Consider the following 18807-nt stretch of genomic DNA (forward strand, 5'->3'; position numbering starts at 1 on the left):
AGGCCGTCAGTCGGTCAGCCGCTTCGCGCCGGCCAGCTCGCAGGCGTAGATCGCGTTGCGCAGCGCGGCGATGGCCTCGTAGCGGGTGAAGGTGCGGCGCCAGGCCAGCACGACCCGGCGGGTCGGCACCGGTTCGGTGAAGGGCACGTAGCGCACCAGCGGCGGGCTGTCGCTGTGGCCGCTGCGCGGCATCGACAGGCGCGGCACCACGGTGATGCCCATGCCCGAGGCGACCATGTGCTTGATGGTCTCCAGCGACGAGCCCTCGAAGCTCTTGCGGATGCCCTCGGCATCGCTGGCGAAGCGGGCGAACTCGGGGCAGACCTCCAGCACGTGGTCACGGAAGCAGTGGCCGGTGCCCAGCAGCAGCATGGTCTCCTGCTTCAGCTCGGTCGAGCTGATCGATTCGCGCGTGGCCAGCGGGTGCTTCTCGGGCATCGCGACGACGAAGGGCTCGTCGTACAGCGGCGCGATCGCCAGGCCGGTGTCGGGGAAGGGCTCGGCCAGGATGGCGCAGTCCAGTTCGCCGGTGCGCAGCATCTCCAGCAGGCGGACGGTGAAGTTTTCCTGCAGCATCAGCGGCATCTGCGGCACCCGCTCGATGGCCTTGCGCACCAGGTCGGGCAGCAGGTAGGGGCCGATGGTGTAGATCACGCCCAGCCGCAAGGGGCCGGCCAGCGGGTCCTTGCCGCGCCGGGCGATCTCCTTGATCGACGCGGCGTTCTCCAGCGTGGCCTGGGCCTGCCGGACGATCTCCTCGCCCAGCGGGGTCACGCTGACCTCGCTGCCGCCGCGCTCGAACAGCTTGACCTCGAGTTCCTCTTCCAGCTTCTTGATCGCCACCGACAGCGTCGGCTGCGAGACGAAACAGGCCTCGGCGGCGCGGCCGAAATGGCGCTCGCGGGCGACGGCGACGATGTAGCGCAGTTCGGTGAGGGTCATCTCGTTCGTGCCGGTCGTGGGGAGGTCCGAAGCCGGATGCATGGACGGACCGCACCCGATCGATGGCGACGATTGTGCTGAAAAACGGTGCCTGCCGAGGCGCCGTCGCGCGTCTTTCAGGCACCCGGATCTACCCGGGGAGCCGGTCCGGTCGACCGGTCCAGTGTGGTGCCATGGCATCGCCCGATGCCGGCCCGACGTGGGCCGGAGGTGACGGCCCGTAACGGCTTCCTATAATTGCGGGTTGGTATCAATGACCGGCATCAAGATAACCCCATGAAGAAATTGCACTCTGCGCACGCTGTCCTGCGGGCGGTGACCTTCGCGACGCTGACCCTGGTCGGCGGTGTCTCGACCGTTCAGGCCCAGGAAGTCAAGGGTGACGTGGCTGCCGGCAAGACCAAGGCGGCCATGTGCATCGGCTGCCACGGCATCCCTGGCTACCGCGCCAGCTTCCCCGAGGTCTACCAGGTGCCGATGATCTCGGGCCAGGGCGCCGGCTACATCGTGTCGTCCCTGACCGCCTACCAGAAGGGCGATCGCAAGCACCCGACGATGCGCGGCATCGCCGGTTCGCTGACCGATCAGGACAAGGCCGATCTGGCCGCCTACTACGCCTCGCACGGCGAGGGCGTGACGGCCGCCCCGGCGGCCCAGCCGACCGGCCCGGTGGCCGAGCTGCTGACCAAGGGCGCCTGCGCCGGCTGCCACGGCGACAGCTACAGCAAGCCGGCCGATCCGGCGTCGATCCCGAAGCTGGGTGGCCAGCCGGCCGACTACCTGTACGTCGCGCTGCGCGCCTACAAGATCGAGGGCAACCAGAACGTCGGCCGCGCCAACGCGATCATGGGCGGCCAGGTCAAGCAGTTCACCGACGCCGAGCTGAAGGCCATCGCCAAGTACATCGCCTCGCTGCCCAGCGAGCTGTCGATCAAGCAGAACGCCAAGTTCCGCTGACCCGACACCGTCTCGGGCGCTGCGGACCGGCATCCGGTTCGAACGGCAACTGAACAAGCCCGGCCCCGGCCGGGCTTTTTCACGCCCGCGTTCTGGCGATCCTTTGATTTCCGTGCAGTTCGGCGGGGCTGGCGCGCTCAGTTCGCAGGGCCATCGGCCGATACTGGGAAGACGGCGACCCGAGCCTGCAGTCGGCCGTCCGCAGCCCCTCACCTTCGATGCTCAAGCGTATTCCCGTCGACCAGCTCCGGCTGGGCATGTTCCTCCATGAGCTGTGTGGCTCCTGGATGGACCATCCCTTCTGGCGCAAGAAGTTCCTGCTCCAGGATCCCGATGACCTGCGGCGCGTGCGCGAGTGCGGCATCGCCGAGGTCTGGATCGACATCTCGCGTGGCCACGACGTCGAGGGCGGCCTGACCGAGCAGGAGGTCGCCGTGCAGGTCGAGCGCGAGCTGGAAGAGGTCGCCGACCAGTCCCTGTCGACCGCTACGCCCGCTACGCCCGCTACGCCCGCACCCCTGCGCCACGCGCCGGTCGCGCCCGGCAACTTCGCGGCCTGCCGCGCGGTCGATGAATATGGCCGCGCCGCGCGCATCGTCGACCTGGCCAAGCAGCAGGTCTCCAGCCTCTATGCCGATGCCCGCATGGGCCGCGTGCTGCAGGTCGACGGCTGCATGCCGCTGGTCGACGACATCATCGGATCGGTCACGCGCAACCAGGGCGCGCTGGCCAGCCTGGTGCGGCTCAAGACTCAGGACGAGTACACCTACCTGCACTCGGTCGCCGTCTGCACGCTGATGGTCGCGCTGTCGCGCACGCTCAAGCTGTCCGACGACGAGGTCCGCATCGCCGGCCTGTCCGGCCTGCTGCACGACATGGGCAAGGCCCGCATCCCGCTGGCCATCCTGAACAAGAACGGTCGCCTGACCGACGACGAGTTCCGCATCATGAAGATGCACCCGGTCTGGGGCCACGAGATGCTGGTCGCTGCCGGGGCACCGCCGTCGATGGTGCTCGACGTCTGCCTGCACCACCACGAGAAGGTCGACGGCGCGGGCTACCCGAAGGGGCTGAAGGCCGAACAGATCAGCATCCACGCCCGCATGGGCGCGGTCTGCGACGTCTACGACGCGGTCACCTCGGTGCGGCCCTACAAGGGTGCCTGGGACCCGGGCGAGGCGGTCCGCCAGATGGCGCAGTGGAAGGGCCATTTCGACCCGGCGATCTTCCAGGCGTTCGTCAAGACCGTGGGCATCTACCCGGTCGGCACGGTGGTGAAGCTGGAATCGGGCCGCATCGGCGTGGTGCTCGAACAGAGCGAGGGATCGCTGCTGACGCCGCGCGTCAAGGTCTTCTTCTCGAGCCGCTCGGAACTGCCGATCGCGCCCGAGACGGTCGACCTCGCGCGCGGGGCCGACCGCATCGTCGGCGTCGAGCCGGCCGAGCGCTGGAAGGCCGAACTGATCAACGACCTGTGGATCGACGGCGCGCTGCCGCGTCGCTGATGGGCCGCTGATCGGCCATTGACCGCCCCGAGGCGGTAAAGCGCGGTTTTCCCGGCGCTTATCGCGCTCAAGTTCCGGCGCGGGCTGCGAACAATCGGACGGTACCCGGAGTGGACCGTTCATGGCCGACAGCGCACAAGAGAAACAGTTGCCCCCCACCGAGCGGCGCCTCAAGCAGGCCCGCGAGGATGGCCAGGTCGCGCGTTCGCGTGACCTGGGGCACTTCGCCGTCATCGCCGGCGGCCTGGGCCTGGTGCTGATGGCCGCACCGTCGGTGACGCAATGGCTGCGCGACCTGATGGGCGCGGGCCTGCGCTTCGACGTCCACGCGGTCACCGAGCCGCGCCTGATGCAGGAACGCCTGGGCCAGCTGATCGCGCCGGCCCTGCTGATCGGGCTGGGCCTGGGCATCGTCACCGGGCTGGTGGCGCTGGCCGCGGCGGTGATCTCGGGCGGCTGGAACTTCACCCTCAAGCCGCTGGCGCCCAAGTTCTCCAAGCTCAACCCGCTGGCCGGCCTGGGCCGCATCGTCTCCAAGCAGCAGATCGTCGAGACGCTCAAGGCCTGCCTGCTGGCGCTGCTGCTGGGCGCCATTGGCGCGGCCTACCTGTGGAACCACCTCGGCGACTTCGCGCTGACCCAGTCGATGCCGCTGCCGGCGGCCTTCGCGGCGGCGGGCGATCGCATCGCCTCGGGCCTCTGGCTGCTGCTGATCGTGCTGGCGCTGTTCGCCGCGGTCGACGTGCCGCTGCAGCGCTTCATGCACACCTCGCAGCTCAAGATGAGCCTCCAGGAGATCAAGGAAGAGCACAAGCAGCAAGAAGGCAGCCCGGAGCTGAAGGGCCGCCTGCGCCAACGCATGCGCGAGGCCTCGCGCCGCCGCATGCTGGCGGCCGTGCCCAGCGCCGACCTGGTCGTGATGAACCCGACCCACTACGCCGTGGCGCTGAAGTACGAGGACGGCAAGCAGTCCGCGCCGCGCGTCGTCGCCAAGGGTGCCGACCTGCTGGCCATGAAGATCCGCGACGTCGCCCGCGAGGCCAAGGTGCCGGTGCTGCAGGCCCCGCCGCTGGCGCGGGCGCTGTACGCGCACGGCGAGATCGACCGCGAGATTCCGTACGCGCTCTACAGCGCCGTGGCCCAGGTGCTGGCCCACGTGTTCCAGCTGCGTGCCGCGCTGGCCGGGCGTGCGCCCTGGCCGGCCGACCTGCCGGCGATCCCGGTGCCGCCGGAACTCGATCCCCATAACGTCAAGACCGCCCAAGCGTGATGAAGCTCGACAACGCCCTGCCGTTCCTGGCCCCGCTGCAACGGGCCTTTGGCGCCAACACCGCCGCCATCAAGGGCATGGCCGCGCCGCTGCTGATCATCCTCGTGCTGGCGATGATGGTGCTGCCGCTGCCGGCCTTCGCGCTCGACCTGTTCTTCACCTTCAACATCGCCACCGCGCTGATGGTGATGCTGGTGGCGTCCTACATGATCAAGCCGCTGGACTTCGCGGCCTTCCCGACGGTGCTGCTGCTGACCACGCTGCTGCGGCTGTCGCTGAACGTGGCCTCCAGCCGCGTCGTGCTGATGGAAGGCCACACCGGCCCGGGCGCGGCCGGCGCGGTGATCGAGAGCTTCGGCCACTTCCTGATCGGCGGCAACTTCGCGGTCGGCCTGATCGTGTTCGCGATCCTGGTGGTCATCAACTTCGTCGTCATCACCAAGGGTGCCGAGCGCATCGCCGAGGTCGGCGCCCGCTTCACGCTGGACGCGATGCCCGGCAAGCAGATGGCGATCGACGCCGACCTGAACGCCGGCAACATCGACGAGAAGGAGGCCAAGCGCCGCCGCGTCGAGGTCCAGGAAGAGGCCGAGTTCTTCGGCTCCATGGACGGTGCCAGCAAGTTCGTGCGTGGCGATGCCATCGCCGGCATCCTGATCCTGTTCATCAACATCATCGGCGGCTTCATCATCGGCATGGCCCAGCACGGCCTGGGCGCCGGCGAGGCGGCCAGCAGCTACATCCTGCTGGCGGTCGGCGATGCGCTGGTCGCGCAGATCCCGGCGCTGCTGATCTCGGTCGCCTCGGCAATGGTCGTCTCCCGCGTGGGCAAGGACCAGGACGTCGGCACCCAGATCGTCGGCCAGATGTTCCGCTCGCCGCACTCAGTGGCGATCGTGGCCGGCGTGATCGGCCTGCTGGGCGTGATCCCGGGCATGCCGCACATCGTCTTCCTGCTGATCGCCGGGGGCCTGGGCGCGCTGGCGCGCTGGATGTTCAAGGAGGCCGAGCGCAAGAAGTCCGCGCCGCCGCCGGCCGAGGCCGCGCCGCCACCGGTCAATCCGAATGCCGAGGCCAGCTGGGACGACCTGCAGCCGGTCGACACGCTGGGCATGGAGGTCGGCTACCGCCTGATCGCGCTGGTCGACAAGGGCCGTGGCGGCGACCTGCTCAACCGCATCCGCGGCGTGCGCAAGAAGTTCGCCCAGGAGGTCGGCTTCCTGCCGCCGGCGGTCCACATCCGCGACAACCTCGAACTCAAGCCCAGCATGTACCGCATCACGCTGCGCGGCGCCGTGATCGGCGAGGGCGAGGCCTTCCCCGGCATGCACCTGGCGATCAATCCCGGCCACGCCACGCTGGCGCTCCAGGGCGCGACGACCACCGATCCGGCCTTCGGCCTGCCGGCCACCTGGATCGACGACCGGCAGCGCGAAAGCGCCCAAATGGCGGGGTACACGGTGGTTGATTCCTCGACCGTCGTGGCGACCCATCTCTCACACTTGATGCAAATGCACGCGGCCCGTCTGCTGGGCCGCATCGAGACCCAGGCCCTGGTCGAACATGTGACCAAGCTGGCACCCAAGCTGATCGAAGACGTGGTTCCCAAGATGATCGCCATCGCACCCCTGCAAAAAGTCCTCCAGCTGCTGCTGGAAGAGGGCGTGCACATCCGCGACATGCGCTCGATCATCGAGGCCCTCGCCGAGCACGCCGGCCAGCTGGCCGACCCGGCCGAGCTGGCCCGCCGCCTGCGCATCGCGCTGGCCCCGGCCATCGTCCAGCAGATCTACGGCAGCCAGCGCGAGCTGGACGTCATCGCGATCGAGCCCGAGCTGGAACGCCTGCTGTCGCAGGCCCTCAACTCGCCGCACGGCGCGGTGCTCGACCCCGGCGTGGCCGATCACCTCTCGCGTGGCGCGGCCGATGCCGCCCGCCGCCAGGAAGACCTCGGCCACCCGGCCTGCCTGCTGGTGCCGGACTCGATCCGCGCGCCGGTTGCCCGGCTGCTCAAGCGGGCCTCGCCCCGTCTGCGCGTGCTGGGCCACAGCGAGATCCCAGACACCCACTCGATCCGCATCGGCTCGATCATCGGAGCGAACGCATGACCCCCCACGCGCACATTTGTCGGCGTACCCCCCGGGTCGGCTTCGCCACCCCTGAGACGGCTCCGCAGGAGGCAGCATGAACGTCAAGCGTTTCGTCGGTCGCAACTCTCGCGAGGCGATGCAGAAGGTCCGTCAGGCCTTCGGTGACAACGCCGTGGTGCTGTCGACCAAGCCCTGCAGCGAAGGCGTCGAGGTGCTGGCCATGCCGCCCGAGAGCGTCGAGCAGATCGAGCGTTTCGGTGAAGGCGTCGCCGCCGGCGTGACCCGTCCGGCCCCGCTCGCCCCGCGCGGCGCGATGCCCGCGCCGTCGGCGTCCCAAGGCCGCAGCAACCTGCGCGACCGTGCCGCCGAGCAGGTCCCGCAGGCCCGTGCGGAACAGCCGGTGCAGGACGACGTCGGCCAGCTGGCGATGAGCACGCTGTCCTTCCAGGACTATGTGCGCGAGCGCATGCTCAAGAAGCGCCAGGCCGAGATGCGCGCCCAGGCCATGAAGCCGGTGCCCGCGTCGCCCGAGGCGATCGAGCAGCGCCTGGCCCAGCGCAGCGCGCCGGCCGAACACCTGCCGACCTATGCCGAACTGGTCTCGCCGCAGTCCGGCGGCCAGGGCCAGGGCGTGATGCATGAAGGCCTGCTGCAGGCCGAGCGCAAGGCCCGTGCGGCCGCGCCGGCCACCGCGCGCCGCAGCAGCTCGCACGCCAGCCGTCCGGCCGTGCCGCTGCAGGACACCGACCTCGGCAGCGGCCTGACCACGCCGGCCGAACTCGACGCGCTGCACGGCAGCGAGCGCCGTGGCCACGCCGGCAGCAGCCGCAGCGGCAGCGCCGACCAGGCCATGATGAGCGAGCTGCGCGCGATGAAGGGCCTGATCGAGGAACGCTTCGGCGCGCTGGCCTTCATGGAGCGCCTGCAGAAGAGCCCGAAGCAGGCCCAGCTGACCGCCAAGCTGATCGACTGCGGCTTCTCGCCGGCCCTGATCCGAAAGCTGGTCGACGGCATCGGCGACGAGGTCACCGACGAGACCGCCTGGGCCACCGACATCCTCGAACGCAACCTGGTCACCGGCGAGGCCGATCCGGCCATCGAGGACCAGGGCGGCGTGTTCGCGCTGGTCGGCTCGACCGGCGTGGGCAAGACCACCTCGACGGCCAAGCTGGCCGCCGCCTTCGCGACCCGCCACGGTGCGGCCAACCTGGGCCTGATCACGCTGGATGCCTATCGTCTCGGCGCCCACGAGCAGCTGCGCGCCTACGGCCGCATCCTCGGCGTGCCGGTCCACACCGCGCACGACCGCGTCGCGCTGGAAGACCTGCTGGACCTGCTGTCGTCCAAGAAGATGGTGCTGATCGACACCGCCGGCCTGGCCCAGCGCGACTCGCGCACCCGCGAGCTGATGGAGATGCTGTCGCACCGCTCGATCAAGCGCCTGCTGGTGGTCAACGCCGCCGCGCAGGGCGAGACCATCGAGGACGTGCTGATCGCCTACAAGGCCACCCAGGCCAAGGGCATCGTGCTGTCCAAGGTCGACGAGGCCGTCAAGCTCGGCCCGGCGCTGGACGCGCTGATCCGCCACCGCCTCAAGGTCGTCGCCGTGGCCAACGGCCAGCGCGTGCCTGAAGACTGGCACCGCCTGACCGCCCACGCGCTGATGCAGCGTGCGCTGCGCAACAGCGGCACGCAGGCCTGGCGGCTCGATGCCAACGACGTGAACCTGCTGTTCGCGACCCCGCCGGCACCGCCGTCGCCGCGCCGCAGCAGCCGCCCGGCCGCCGCCGCGCCGGCCAGCGGTCGCAGCGGCCGGGGCGAAGCCTGAACCCCGCCCGCCGCCACGCCACGTCGTCCAGCCTCGTCCGCCAAGCACGCACACCCACCACCATGGCCAGCAAGATCCAGCACGCCGCCAGCCCGTCGATCGACACGCTGCTCGGCCAGCCGAACTTCCGCCGCACCCAGCCGGCCGACCAGGCCGACGGCCTGCGCCGGCTGTTCTCGCAACGCTCGCTGCGCTTCATCCCGGTCGTCTCGAACCCCTTCATCGCCCACGGCGGCGTGCTGATCGAGCGCCTGTGCAGTGCGCTGGAGCTGATGGAACTGGACACGCTGCTGGTCGACGCGTCCGAGCGCGGCGGCCCGCCCGAGGAGCTGTCGAGCTTCGACCTGGCCGAAGGCATCGAGCCGCTGTCCTCGCGCGTGCACTACCTCGCCGCGCGCGGCCTGCCGGTGCGCTGGGTCGACAGCCGGGGCTCGACCCGCGGCTTCCTTGATGCGGTGGTCGACGCCGCGCCGCAGTCGCAGGTCGTGCTGGTGCATGCCAGCGCGATCGAGATCTCGCGCCTGTTCGGCCGGGGTGACGAAGGCCTCAGCCGTCCCCGTCCGATCGTGCTGTGCGATGACCAGCCCGATGCCATGACCCATGCCTATGCCGCGATGAAGGTGTTCGCCCAGCGCGCCGACTGGCTCAGCCACGACCTGCTGCTGTGCGCGCCACCCGGCTCGACGCGCGCCAAGGCCGTCGCCGACCGGCTGGCGCATTGCGCCGACATGTTCCTCGGTGGCGTGCAGCACAGCTGCGTGCGGGTCGACCCCGCCGAGCCGCCGACCGCCGCGCCTTCGCGCGCCCTGATGGGGCTGGTCGAGGCCTCGCTGACCGCCGCAGCCGTGCTCGGCGCCAGCGAACCCGAATACGCCGGACTGCGCAGCGCGCTGCCGGCCCCCCGTCTGTCCATGAGCTGATCGCGGAGACCCACATGTACACCGCCAAGGGACAACTCGACGTCAACGCGATGCTGAAGCAGTACAGCCCGCTGGTGCGTCGGCTGGCGCACCAGATGATCGCCAAGCTGCCCGCCAACGTCGAGATCGACGACCTGATCCAGGTCGGCATGATCGGCCTGACCGATGCACTGAGCCGCTTCGACAGCGGCCAGGGCGTGCAGTTCGAGACCTTCGCCACCCAGCGCATCCGCGGGGCCATGCTCGACGAGCTGCGTGGCGCCGACTGGATGAGCCGCGGCAACCGCAAGCACCAGCGCGACATCGAGGGTGCCGTGCACCGCCTCGAACAGCGCCTGGGCCGCACGCCGCAGGAAAGCGAGATCGCCAAGGAAATGGGCGTCACGCTGGCCGAGTACCAGGACCTGCTCAACAAGGTGCGCGGCACCCAGCTGATCTACCTGGAGGACATCGGCGGCGACGACGGCGACAACGACTACCTCGACCGCCACGTCGCCGACGAGAGCGGCGACCCGCTGTCCCAGCTCAACGACCACCGCATGCGCCAGGCGCTGGTGGAGGCCATCAAGAACCTGCCCGAACGCGAGCAGTACGTCATGAGCATGTACTACGAGCAGGACATGAACCTCAAGGAAATCGCCGCCGTGCTCGGCGTGACCGAGTCGCGCGTGTGCCAGCTGCACAGCCAGTCGATCGCCCGGCTGCGCGCCAAGCTGCGCGCCTGGTGACCGGCACAGGCCGACCCGGCCGATCGCCGCGGCGCCGCTGCAACGAGACCCCATGGGAGCCCAGTCGATGCTCGATTTCCTGCTCGGACGGCAACGTTCGACCCTGGCCGATGCGGCCGCCGTGATCCCCGTCGAGCCCGATGTCCCGCCACTGTCGGACAGCCTCATCGAGCGGCTGTCCGGCCAGGCCTCCGAGATCGGCCGCGATGCAGCGCAGGCGCGGGGCGCGATCGAGGACACCCAGAAGGTCGTCATCCGCCAGGTCGAGGCGCTCGGCGAGCTCAACCGCCAGCTCGAAGCCGTGCAGCAGTCGCAGGACGCCATCGGCGGCGCGACCCAGGCCAGCCTGGCCGCCGTGGCCCATGCCCGTGCCGTGGCGCGCCAGGTCGCCGACGAGGTCGCCGGCATCGTCACCGTGTTGCAGCAGGTCTCCTCGGCCGCCGGCGACATCGCCCAGATCGCCTTGCAGACCCGGCTGGTCGCCTTCAACGCCTCGGTCGAGGCCAAGCGCGCCGGCGAGGCGGGCCGCGGCTTCGGCGTCGTGGCCGACGCGGTCAAGGATCTGGCCGGGCGGGTCGAGGCCTCGTCCAAGACCATCATGGGCACCTTGAAGCAGCTCGACGAGCGCATCGAGACCTTCTCGCAGGACATCCGCGTCGAGGCCGATCGCCAGCCCACGCGCGGCATCCACCTCGCCTTCGCGCAGGTCGAGGCCGGCGTGGCCCGCATCGACGAAGCCGCCGCCCAGAGCCGCACGACCTGTTCGGCCGTGAGCGACAAGACCCATCTGCTCGGCGATGAAATGCAGGCCGCCATGAACAACCTCGACTCCGCCATGGGCTGCAGCGACCGCTTCCTGAAGTTGTCCGAAAGCCTCATCGACGACCTGGCCGGCAGCGGCGTGGAGACCGTCGACACGCCCTATATCCGCGCCGTGCAGGAAGCGGCCGGCCGCGTCTCGGCCGCCTTCGAGCAGGCGCTGGCGCAGGGCAGGATCTCCATGGCCGACCTGTTCGACGACCGCTACCAGCCGGTGGCCGGCACGGCTCCGGCGCAGCACCTCGCCCGCCACACGGCGCTGTCCGACGAGCTGCTGCCGGCGATCCAGGAGCCGATGCTGGGCTGGGACGAGAAGGTCGTCTTCTGCATCGCCACCGACCGCAACGGCTACGTCGCCACCCACAACCGCAAGTACTGCCACCCGCAGCGCGGCGACCTGGCCTGGGACACCGCCAACAGCCGCTACCGCCGCATCTTCAACGACCGCACGGGCCTGGCCTCCGGCCGCAACCAGCGGCCCTTCCTGCTGCAGACCTACCGCCGCGACATGGGCGGCGGCCAGTACGTGCTGATGAAGGAAGCCAGCGCACCGATCCAGGTCGGCGGACGGCACTGGGGCGGGCTGCGGCTGGCATTCCTGTTCTGAGGACCGGGCGCCGCTCGCCCGGCGCCGGTCACCCCGGCCGGGACCGTTGCTGGACCGTGTGCAGCCAGTCACAGCGCAGCAGGCCGCGTCGATGCAGGTGCTGGCGCAGGCGCCAGTAGCCCAGCGGCAGCAGGTGGGCCGCCAGCGACAGCGGCAGCCATGCCCAGTCCTGCAGCACCACCATCACCGGCAGGGCCATCCAGCCCATCACCCAGGCCGCGAGGACGGCATCGCAGGCGGCGGTCTCGACCGTGTGGCCGTGGGCATGGCCCAGGTGCCAGTGCTTGAAATCCTCGAGTTGCTGCAGCGACATCGCGGGTCTCCTCCGGAGGGGCCTCGCACGCTGTCGGCGCGGTCTTCAGGGACGGCGATGCGGCGAGTTCGGAGTCGACTCTAGTCCCACCGCCTGGGTTTGTCAGCCCGATGTCAGGCTGGAAACACGTGAGATGGCACGTTTCAGGCGTCGCTGCAGCTCAGGCTGCCGCAGCCGGCGATGGCGGCAGCCGGTTCGCAGCGCCGGCCTTCGGCGGCGGCCTGCGCACGGGCCTGTTCGGCCTCGGCGATGACCGCGGCCAGGCCGGCGTCGGCCGCCCGCGCATGGCCGTCGAACCACTGGACCAGGCCGGGCAGCAGCTCACCGAGCAACTGCACCTGACCTTGTTCGGCGATGCGCTGGCGGACCTCGTGCAGCACGGCCAGCACCTGGCTGTGCTGCAGGCTGTGGCAGTTCTCGGCCGCGAAGCCGTTGGCCTGCATCCACGCGTCCTCGCGGCCGAAGTGGTCGGTGGTGTGCGAGATCAGCGCGTCGAAGACCGGCAACAGCGTCGCCAGGTCGGCCTCGCGCACGGCCTCGACCCGGTCCAGCAGCGCGATGAACTCGCGGTGGGTCTGGTCCATCTCGGCGTGGCCAGTGGCCAGTTCGTCGGTCCAGGCGAGCAGGGTCATCGGGGGCTCCGGGGCAGCAGTCGAAGAAGTCGGCGCAGCCTAGCCGAAGCCGCCCCGGGATGCCTTGAGGCAGCACAAGTCCCGGGGCCTCGCGCGCGGACGTACGGCCGCGCCAGGTGCGCGGCCGCCGGTCGATCAGGGGTACAGGCCGCGCTCCTGGCGCGCCATCAGGATGCGCTCGCAGGCCACCGCGAAGGTGGCGGTGCGCAGCGTGATGCGGTGCCGGTCGGCGGTGTCCCAGATGCGCCGCAGCGCGTCGACCATGATCTTGTCCAGGCGCAGGTTGATCTCGTCCTCGCTCCAGAAGAAGCTGGAGAAGTCCTGCACCCACTCGAAGTAGCTGACCGTCACGCCGCCGGCGTTGCAGATCACGTCGGGCACGACCAGCACGCCGCGTTCGGCCAGCGCGTCATCGGCCTCCGGCAGGGTCGGGCCGTTGGCGCCTTCGAGCACCAGCCGGGCCTTCAGGCGGTCGACCCGCGCCGGGGTGATGACGCCTTCCAGCGCGGCCGGGATCAGCACGTCGCAGTCGACGTCCCAGAAGGCCTCGTCGTCGATGCGCTCGGCGCCGCTGGCATGGCCGGCGAAGCCCGCCACGCCGCCCTGGCGCTTGACCAGCGGCAGCAACTCCGACAGGTCCAGCCCGTTCGGGTTGACGATGGTGCCGGTGTGGTCCTGCACCGCGACGATCTTCGCGCCGGCCTGGCCGAACAGCTCGGCCGCCGCCGAGCCGACGTTGCCGAAGCCCTGCACCATGACCCTGGCGCCGTTCAGGTCCAGGCCGATGCGGCGGGCCGCCTCGCGGCCGGTGACGAACACGCCACGCCCGGTCGCCTTGACCCGTCCCAGCGAGCCGCCCAGGTGGATGGGCTTGCCGGTGACGACGCCGCTGGCCGAGCCGCCGATGTTCATCGAGTAGGTGTCCATCATCCAGGCCATGATCTGCGGGTTGGTGCCCACGTCCGGTGCCGGGATGTCCTGGGTCGGGCCGATGATGATGCCGATCTCGCTGGTGTAGCGCCGCGTCATGCGCTCCAGTTCCTTGACCGACAGGCTGCGCGGGTCGACCCGGATGCCGCCCTTGGCGCCACCGTAGGGCAGGTTCACCGCCGCGTTCTTGACCGTCATCCAGGCCGACAGCGCCATCACCTCTTCCAGCGTGACGTCCGGGTGGTAGCGCACGCCGCCCTTGCCGGGGCCGCGGCTCAGGTTGTGCTGGACGCGGTAGCCCTCGAAGTGGCGCACGCTGCCGTCGTCCATCTCGATGGGCACGTCGACGACCAGCGCACGCTTCGGGCGCTTGAGGGTCTCGCCCCAGCGTGCCAGGTCGCCCAGGTAGGGCAACACGCGATCGACCTGGGACAGGTAGGTGCTCCAGGGGCTGTGGGCGGTCGGGTGGATGTAGGACAGGGGCTGGTGGGACATGTCGTGTGGGCCCGTTCGTGGCGGGCTTGTCTGCCGTGGTGGAGCGGCCAATGTAGGAGCCGCCGCCCGCCCATGTCCGTCATCGTGATGCAAGGCCGGCATGCCGGCCGGGCGTCGGCTTCATCCGTGTGCGGCCGGTCAGCGGCCGAACTCGTCCCCCAGCTCGCGGGCGCGTGCCTGCGCGGCCTTCAGCGCGGTGATGAAGGCGGTGTTGACGCCGGCCTCGTTGAGCGCGGTGAGCGCGGCGTAGGTCGTTCCGCCCTTGGACGTGACCCGTTCGCGCAGCGTCGCCGGGGTCTCCGGGCTGCGCCGGGCCAGCTCGGTCGCGCCGGCGAAGGTGGCGATGGCGAGCTGCTTGCCGGCCTCCGCGCCCAGGCCCATCTGCTCGGCGGCGGCCATCATGGTCTCGATGAAATAGAACACGTAGGCCGGGCCGGAGCCGGACAGCGCCGTGACCGCGTCGAGGTCGCTTTCCTGCCGCACCCAGACCCGCTCGCCGGTGGCGGCCAGCAGGTGCTCGACCAGCGCGCGGTCGTCGGCCGTCACGGCCGGCCGGGCGTACAGGCCGGTGATGCCCATGCCGATCAGCGCCGGCGTGTTGGGCATGCTGCGCACGACCCGCTCGGTGCCGGCCGCCTGCGCGATCGCGTCGCTGCGGATGCCGGCCATGACCGACAGGTGCAGCGCCCCGCCGACCGGCGCGGCCAGCGGCCGGGCGGCGTCCTGGAAGCTCTGCGGCTTGACGGCCCAGACGACCGCATCGGCGCGCGCCAGCGCCGGCCCGGCCTCGGCCAGCGCCTCGATGCCGAAGTCGGCCCGCAGCTTGTCGCGTTGCGCCTCCCAGGGCTCGACCACGATCAGCCGATCCACCGGCGTGCCGCCGCGGATCAGCCCGCCCAGGATCGCGCTGGCCATGTTGCCGCCGCCGATGAAGGCGAGGGTGGGGGAGGAGGGGGTGGAGTTGGTGTTCATGGCGGGTGAGTTTAGGCAAGCCAATGGCTGCGCAAGCCGGGTCAGGCGCCCGGCGCGTGCTGCCCCGCCAGCAAGGTCGCATTCCCCCCCGCCGCTGCCGTGTTGACCGTCAGCGTCTGTTCGGCGCAGAAGCGGTAGAGGTAGTGCGGGCCGCCGGCCTTGGGGCCGGTGCCGGACTGGCCTTCGCCGCCGAAGGGTTGCACGCCGACCACCGCGCCGATCATGTTGCGGTTGACGTAGACGTTGCCGACGCGGGCCCGCTCGGCGATGCGCTGGGCACGGCCGTCGATGCGGCTGTGCACGCCCAGCGTCAGGCCGTAGCCCATCGCATTGATCCGGTCGACCAGCGCGTCGACCGCGCCGGTCCAGCGCACCACGTGCAGCACCGGGCCGAAGACCTCCTCGCGCAGGGCCTCGATGCCGTCGAGCTCGTAGGCCACCGGCGCGATGTGGGTGTTCGCCAGCCGGGCGGGCAGCGCGGTGCGGGCGATGCGGCGGGCGCCGGCTTCCAGGCGGGCGACGTGGGCCGACAGGCCGGCATGGGCCTCGGCGTCGATGACCGGGCCGACGTCGACCGCCCAGCTCGTGGCCGCCTCGCGCGGATCGCCCAGGCGCAGCTCGGCCATGGCGCCGGCCAGCATCGCCAGCAGCTTGTCGGCGACCTCCTCGTGCACGCACAGCAGGCGCAGCGCCGAGCAGCGCTGGCCGGCGCTGCGGAAGGCGCTCTGCACGACCGCGTCGACGACCTGCTCGGGCAGCGCGCTCGAATCGACCACCATCGCGTTGAGCCCGCCGGTCTCGGCGATCAGCGGCACGATCGCGCCGGGCCGGTCGGCCAGCGTCCGGTTGATGGCGCGTGCCACCGCCGTCGAGCCGGTGAAGCACACGCCGCCACAGGCCGGGTGGGCGACCAGCGCCGCGCCGACGCTCTCGCCGGGGCCCGGCAGCAAGGTGAGCGCCTGCTCCGGCAGGCCGGCTTCCTGCAGCAGCGTGACGAAGGCGGCGGCCACCGCCGGGGTCTGTTCGGCCGGCTTGGCCGCCACCGTGTTGCCGGCCACCAGCGCGGCCACGACCTGGCCGGCAAAGATCGCCAGCGGGAAGTTCCACGGGCTGATGCAGACGAACACGCCCCGGCCCTGCAGGCGCAGCGTGTTGCGCTCGCCGGTCGGGCCGGGCAGCTCCTGCGGCGCCAGCCGGTGCGCGGCCTGTTCGGCGTAGTAGCGGCAGAAGTCGATCGCCTCGCGCACCTCGGCCACCGCGTCGCCGATGGTCTTGCCACCTTCATGGACCAGCAGCGCGCAGAAGTCGTCCAGGCGCGCTTCGAGCCGGTCGGCGGCGCGCTGCAGCACGGCGCAGCGATGGTCCAGCGGCGTCGCGTTCCAGCTCGGCTGGAAGCGGGCCAGCGCCTGCATCGCGGCAGACGCGTCGGCGACGCTGGCGTCGGCCGGCCGGTCCAGGCCGCGCCGGCCGCGTGCCTCGACCGCCGCCAGCAGTGCCAGCCGGTGCGCGGCGATGTGCGGGTCGCGGCCCTCGCTGTTCGGGCGGGCGGCGCCGTAGAGCTGGCGCGGCAGGGGCAGGGTCGACCGGGCCGGCGGCAGCAGCGGCGAGGCCAGCAGCGTCGGCAGGTCGACCGTCGGATCGGCCAGCTGGTGGACGAAGGAGCTGTTGGCACCGTTCTCCAGCAGCCGGCGCACCAGGTAGGCCAGCAGGTCGCGGTGCTCGCCGACCGGCGCGTAGATGCGCAGCGGCGGCGCGTCCGGCAGGCCGGCCAGGCTGGCCTCGACCTCGCGGTGCACCGCCTCGCCCATGCCGTGCAGGCGCTGGAACTCGTAGCGCGGCACGCCGCTGCGGGCCGTGCCGACCGGCGGCTGCGCCATTTGCAGGATGGCGGCCAGCGTCGCCGCGTTGTGGGTCGCGAACTGGGCGTAGACGCAGTCCGGTGCGGCCAGCAGCGCCTGCGCGCAGGCCAGGTAGCTCAGGTCGGTGTGGCGCTTGTCGGTCCAGACCGGGTAGGCGGCCAGCCCCAGCTCCTGGGCCCGCTTGATCTCGCTGTCCCAGTAGGCGCCCTTGACCAGCCGCACCATCAGGCGGCGGCCGTGCGCACGGGCGATGGCGACGACCGCGGCCACCGTGTCCAGCGCGCGGGTCTGGTAGGCCTGCACCGCCAGGCCCAGGCCCTGCCACTGCGGATGGGTGCGCCGCGCGTGCGCCGCCAGCGCGTCCAGCACCCACAGCGACAGCTCCAGGCGCTCGCTCTCCTCGGCATCCAGCGTCAGGTTGATGTTGGCCTGCGCGGCCGCGTCGACCAGGCCGATCACGCGCGGCAGCAGCCGGGCGGCGACCGTGTCAGCGTGGGCGGCCTCGTAGCGGGCATCCAGCGCCGACAGCTTGATCGAGATGCCGTCGGCGCCCTCCGGCGAGGCGGCCCGGCCCTGCGCGCCGATCGCGGCGATGGCGCCGTGGTAGGCCGCCAGGTAGCGCTGCGCGTCCTCGTCGGTGCGGGCGCCTTCGCCGAGCATGTCGAAGCTGTGGACCCGGCCGTGGTGCTCGGCCCGCTCGGCGCGGGCAATCTTCAGGGCCTCGCCGATGGACTGGCCCAGCACGAACTGGCGGCCCAGCAACTGGATGGCGCGCACCGTCGCCGCCACCACCGTCTGCGCACCCAGGCGCTGCAGCAGGCCGGGCTGGCCGGCGCCGTCGGATTCGGGCAGCAGCTTGCGGGAGAAGTCCAGCGAGCGTGCCGCCAGCGCCGCGACCAGCGGATGCGCGCTCGTGCCGCTGCGCTGCTGTTCGGCGGCATGGGCGCTGAAGTCGGCCCGGCCGAGCTGGTCGGCGGTCAGCGCGATGGCGGTGGCGGTGTCGGGCACGCGCAGCAGCGCCTCGGCCAGCCGCATCAGCGCCAGGCCCTCGGCGCTGGAGATCGGGTATTCGTGCAGCAGCGATTCCAGCGCCCAGAACGGCGCGGGCTGGCGTCGCACCGCCTCGACCCAGGGCGCAGCGGTGGCCATCACCCGCGACCAGTCCAGCGGCAGGCTGGCGGCCGGCCCGGTCAGCACGCCCAGCAGGCGCTGAACTTGCTCGGCCTCGTCGCGCAGCGGCGAGGGCAGGCGGTCGGCGGCCAGCGGTGACGGCAGCGGAGACGGCAGCCCAGACGGCAGCGCGGTCGGCGGCAGCGACGGGCTCTGGGTGGTGGGGGTGTGGATCATCGCGAACCTCGGTGTCTCTGGTGAATGCCGCAACAGTACGCTTGCCTTGCATGAATCTTTCGCCAAAGATGATGGACTGCACCGCAAGAAATCCAATCCCGCAGGGAGCCATGAAGACCATCGCCGACCTCGACAAGACCGACCGCAAGATCCTGCGCCTGTTGCAGACCGACGGCCGCATCTCCAACCTGAAGCTGGCCGAGGCGGTGCACCTGTCGCCCACGGCGGTGCTCGAACGGGTGCGCCGCCTGACCCGCGACGGCTACGTGCTGGGCTACGAGGCACGCTTGAACCCGAAGCTGCTGGACGCCGGGCTGATGGTCTTCGTGGAAGTGCTGCTCGACCGCACCGTCCACGACGTGATGGACACCTTCAAGGCCGCCGTGCAGGTCCGCCCCGAGATCCTCGAGGCCCACCTCGTGGCCGGCGGCTTCGACTACCTGCTCAAGACCCGCGTGGCCGACATGGCTGCCTACCGCGAGTTCATCGGCAGCGTCATCTGGACCCTGCCCGGCGTGCGCGAGACGCGCACCTACGTGGTGATGGAAGAGGTCAAGAACACCGCGTCGATCGACATCTGAGGCGCCGCCCGG

The 18807-nt window shown here is 71.0% G+C and carries 15 protein-coding genes; 9 read left to right on the top strand and 6 right to left on the bottom strand.

Translation table 11 applies throughout. The features are described from left to right. Positions 1-6: 6 nt before the first annotated feature. Positions 7-942: a LysR substrate-binding domain-containing protein gene (locus Q8X39_RS13020; RefSeq protein WP_305750110.1), complete on the bottom strand. Its 936-nt coding sequence runs from the start codon at positions 940-942 to the stop codon at positions 7-9. 276 nt (positions 943-1218) lie between these two features. Between Q8X39_RS13020 and Q8X39_RS13025 the strand changes: the two genes are divergently transcribed. From Q8X39_RS13025 to Q8X39_RS13060, 8 genes are all read left to right on the top strand, one after another. Then, the gene (locus Q8X39_RS13025) at positions 1219-1899 is read left to right on the top strand and encodes a c-type cytochrome (RefSeq protein WP_305750111.1); all 681 of its coding nucleotides are present in this window, start codon (positions 1219-1221) and stop codon (positions 1897-1899) included. A 218-nt stretch (positions 1900-2117) separates the two neighbouring features. Continuing rightward, positions 2118-3404 (top strand): HD-GYP domain-containing protein, encoded by a 1287-nt coding sequence (locus Q8X39_RS13030; RefSeq protein ID WP_305750112.1) that lies wholly within the window; start codon positions 2118-2120, stop codon positions 3402-3404. A gap of 121 nt (positions 3405-3525) precedes the next feature. Next, positions 3526-4674 carry a flagellar biosynthesis protein FlhB gene (flhB, locus tag Q8X39_RS13035; protein ID WP_305750113.1) on the top strand — a complete coding sequence of 383 codons (1149 nt, stop codon included), beginning with the start codon at positions 3526-3528 and terminating at the stop codon, positions 4672-4674. 77 nt (positions 4675-4751) lie between these two features. Beyond that, positions 4752-6782: a flagellar biosynthesis protein FlhA gene (gene flhA / locus Q8X39_RS13040; RefSeq protein WP_305750192.1), complete on the top strand. Its 2031-nt coding sequence runs from the start codon at positions 4752-4754 to the stop codon at positions 6780-6782. A gap of 76 nt (positions 6783-6858) precedes the next feature. After that, positions 6859-8592: a flagellar biosynthesis GTPase FlhF gene (flhF, locus tag Q8X39_RS13045; RefSeq protein WP_305750114.1), complete on the top strand. Its 1734-nt coding sequence runs from the start codon at positions 6859-6861 to the stop codon at positions 8590-8592. A gap of 62 nt (positions 8593-8654) precedes the next feature. Next, the gene (locus Q8X39_RS13050) at positions 8655-9512 is read left to right on the top strand and encodes a flagellar biosynthesis protein (RefSeq protein WP_305750115.1); all 858 of its coding nucleotides are present in this window, start codon (positions 8655-8657) and stop codon (positions 9510-9512) included. Positions 9513-9526: 14 nt separating this feature from the next. After that, positions 9527-10240 carry an RNA polymerase sigma factor FliA gene (locus tag Q8X39_RS13055; protein WP_305750116.1) on the top strand — a complete coding sequence of 238 codons (714 nt, stop codon included), beginning with the start codon at positions 9527-9529 and terminating at the stop codon, positions 10238-10240. Positions 10241-10292: 52 nt separating this feature from the next. Beyond that, positions 10293-11666 carry a methyl-accepting chemotaxis protein gene (locus Q8X39_RS13060; protein WP_305750117.1) on the top strand — a complete coding sequence of 458 codons (1374 nt, stop codon included), beginning with the start codon at positions 10293-10295 and terminating at the stop codon, positions 11664-11666. Positions 11667-11694: 28 nt separating this feature from the next. Here Q8X39_RS13060 and Q8X39_RS13065 read toward each other — a convergent pair whose 3' ends face one another. The 5 genes from Q8X39_RS13065 to Q8X39_RS13085 all read right to left on the bottom strand — a co-directional run bounded on the left by Q8X39_RS13065 (position 11695) and on the right by Q8X39_RS13085 (position 18214). Beyond that, complete coding sequence (locus Q8X39_RS13065; protein ID WP_305750118.1) at positions 11695-11979, bottom strand: hypothetical protein; 285 nt, start codon at positions 11977-11979, stop codon at positions 11695-11697. 143 nt (positions 11980-12122) lie between these two features. After that, positions 12123-12611, bottom strand: coding sequence for a hemerythrin domain-containing protein (locus tag Q8X39_RS13070; protein ID WP_305750119.1), 489 nt, complete (start codon positions 12609-12611; stop codon positions 12123-12125). Positions 12612-12746: 135 nt separating this feature from the next. After that, a complete protein-coding gene (locus Q8X39_RS13075) occupies positions 12747-14036 on the bottom strand; it encodes a Glu/Leu/Phe/Val family dehydrogenase (RefSeq protein WP_305750120.1) in 1290 nt (429 codons plus the stop codon). 138 nt (positions 14037-14174) lie between these two features. Continuing rightward, positions 14175-15008: a pyrroline-5-carboxylate reductase gene (gene proC / locus Q8X39_RS13080; protein ID WP_305750121.1), complete on the bottom strand. Its 834-nt coding sequence runs from the start codon at positions 15006-15008 to the stop codon at positions 14175-14177. Between the two features lie 41 nt (positions 15009-15049). Next, positions 15050-18214 carry an L-glutamate gamma-semialdehyde dehydrogenase gene (locus Q8X39_RS13085; RefSeq protein WP_305750122.1) on the bottom strand — a complete coding sequence of 1055 codons (3165 nt, stop codon included), beginning with the start codon at positions 18212-18214 and terminating at the stop codon, positions 15050-15052. A 110-nt stretch (positions 18215-18324) separates the two neighbouring features. Between Q8X39_RS13085 and Q8X39_RS13090 the strand changes: the two genes are divergently transcribed. Next, positions 18325-18795 (top strand): Lrp/AsnC ligand binding domain-containing protein, encoded by a 471-nt coding sequence (locus Q8X39_RS13090; RefSeq protein ID WP_305750123.1) that lies wholly within the window; start codon positions 18325-18327, stop codon positions 18793-18795. The last annotated feature ends 12 nt before the right edge of the window (positions 18796-18807 follow it).

The sequence above is a fragment of the Leptothrix discophora genome, assembly GCF_030705305.1.
Lineage (GTDB): Bacteria > Pseudomonadota > Gammaproteobacteria > Burkholderiales > Burkholderiaceae_C > Sphaerotilus > Sphaerotilus discophorus.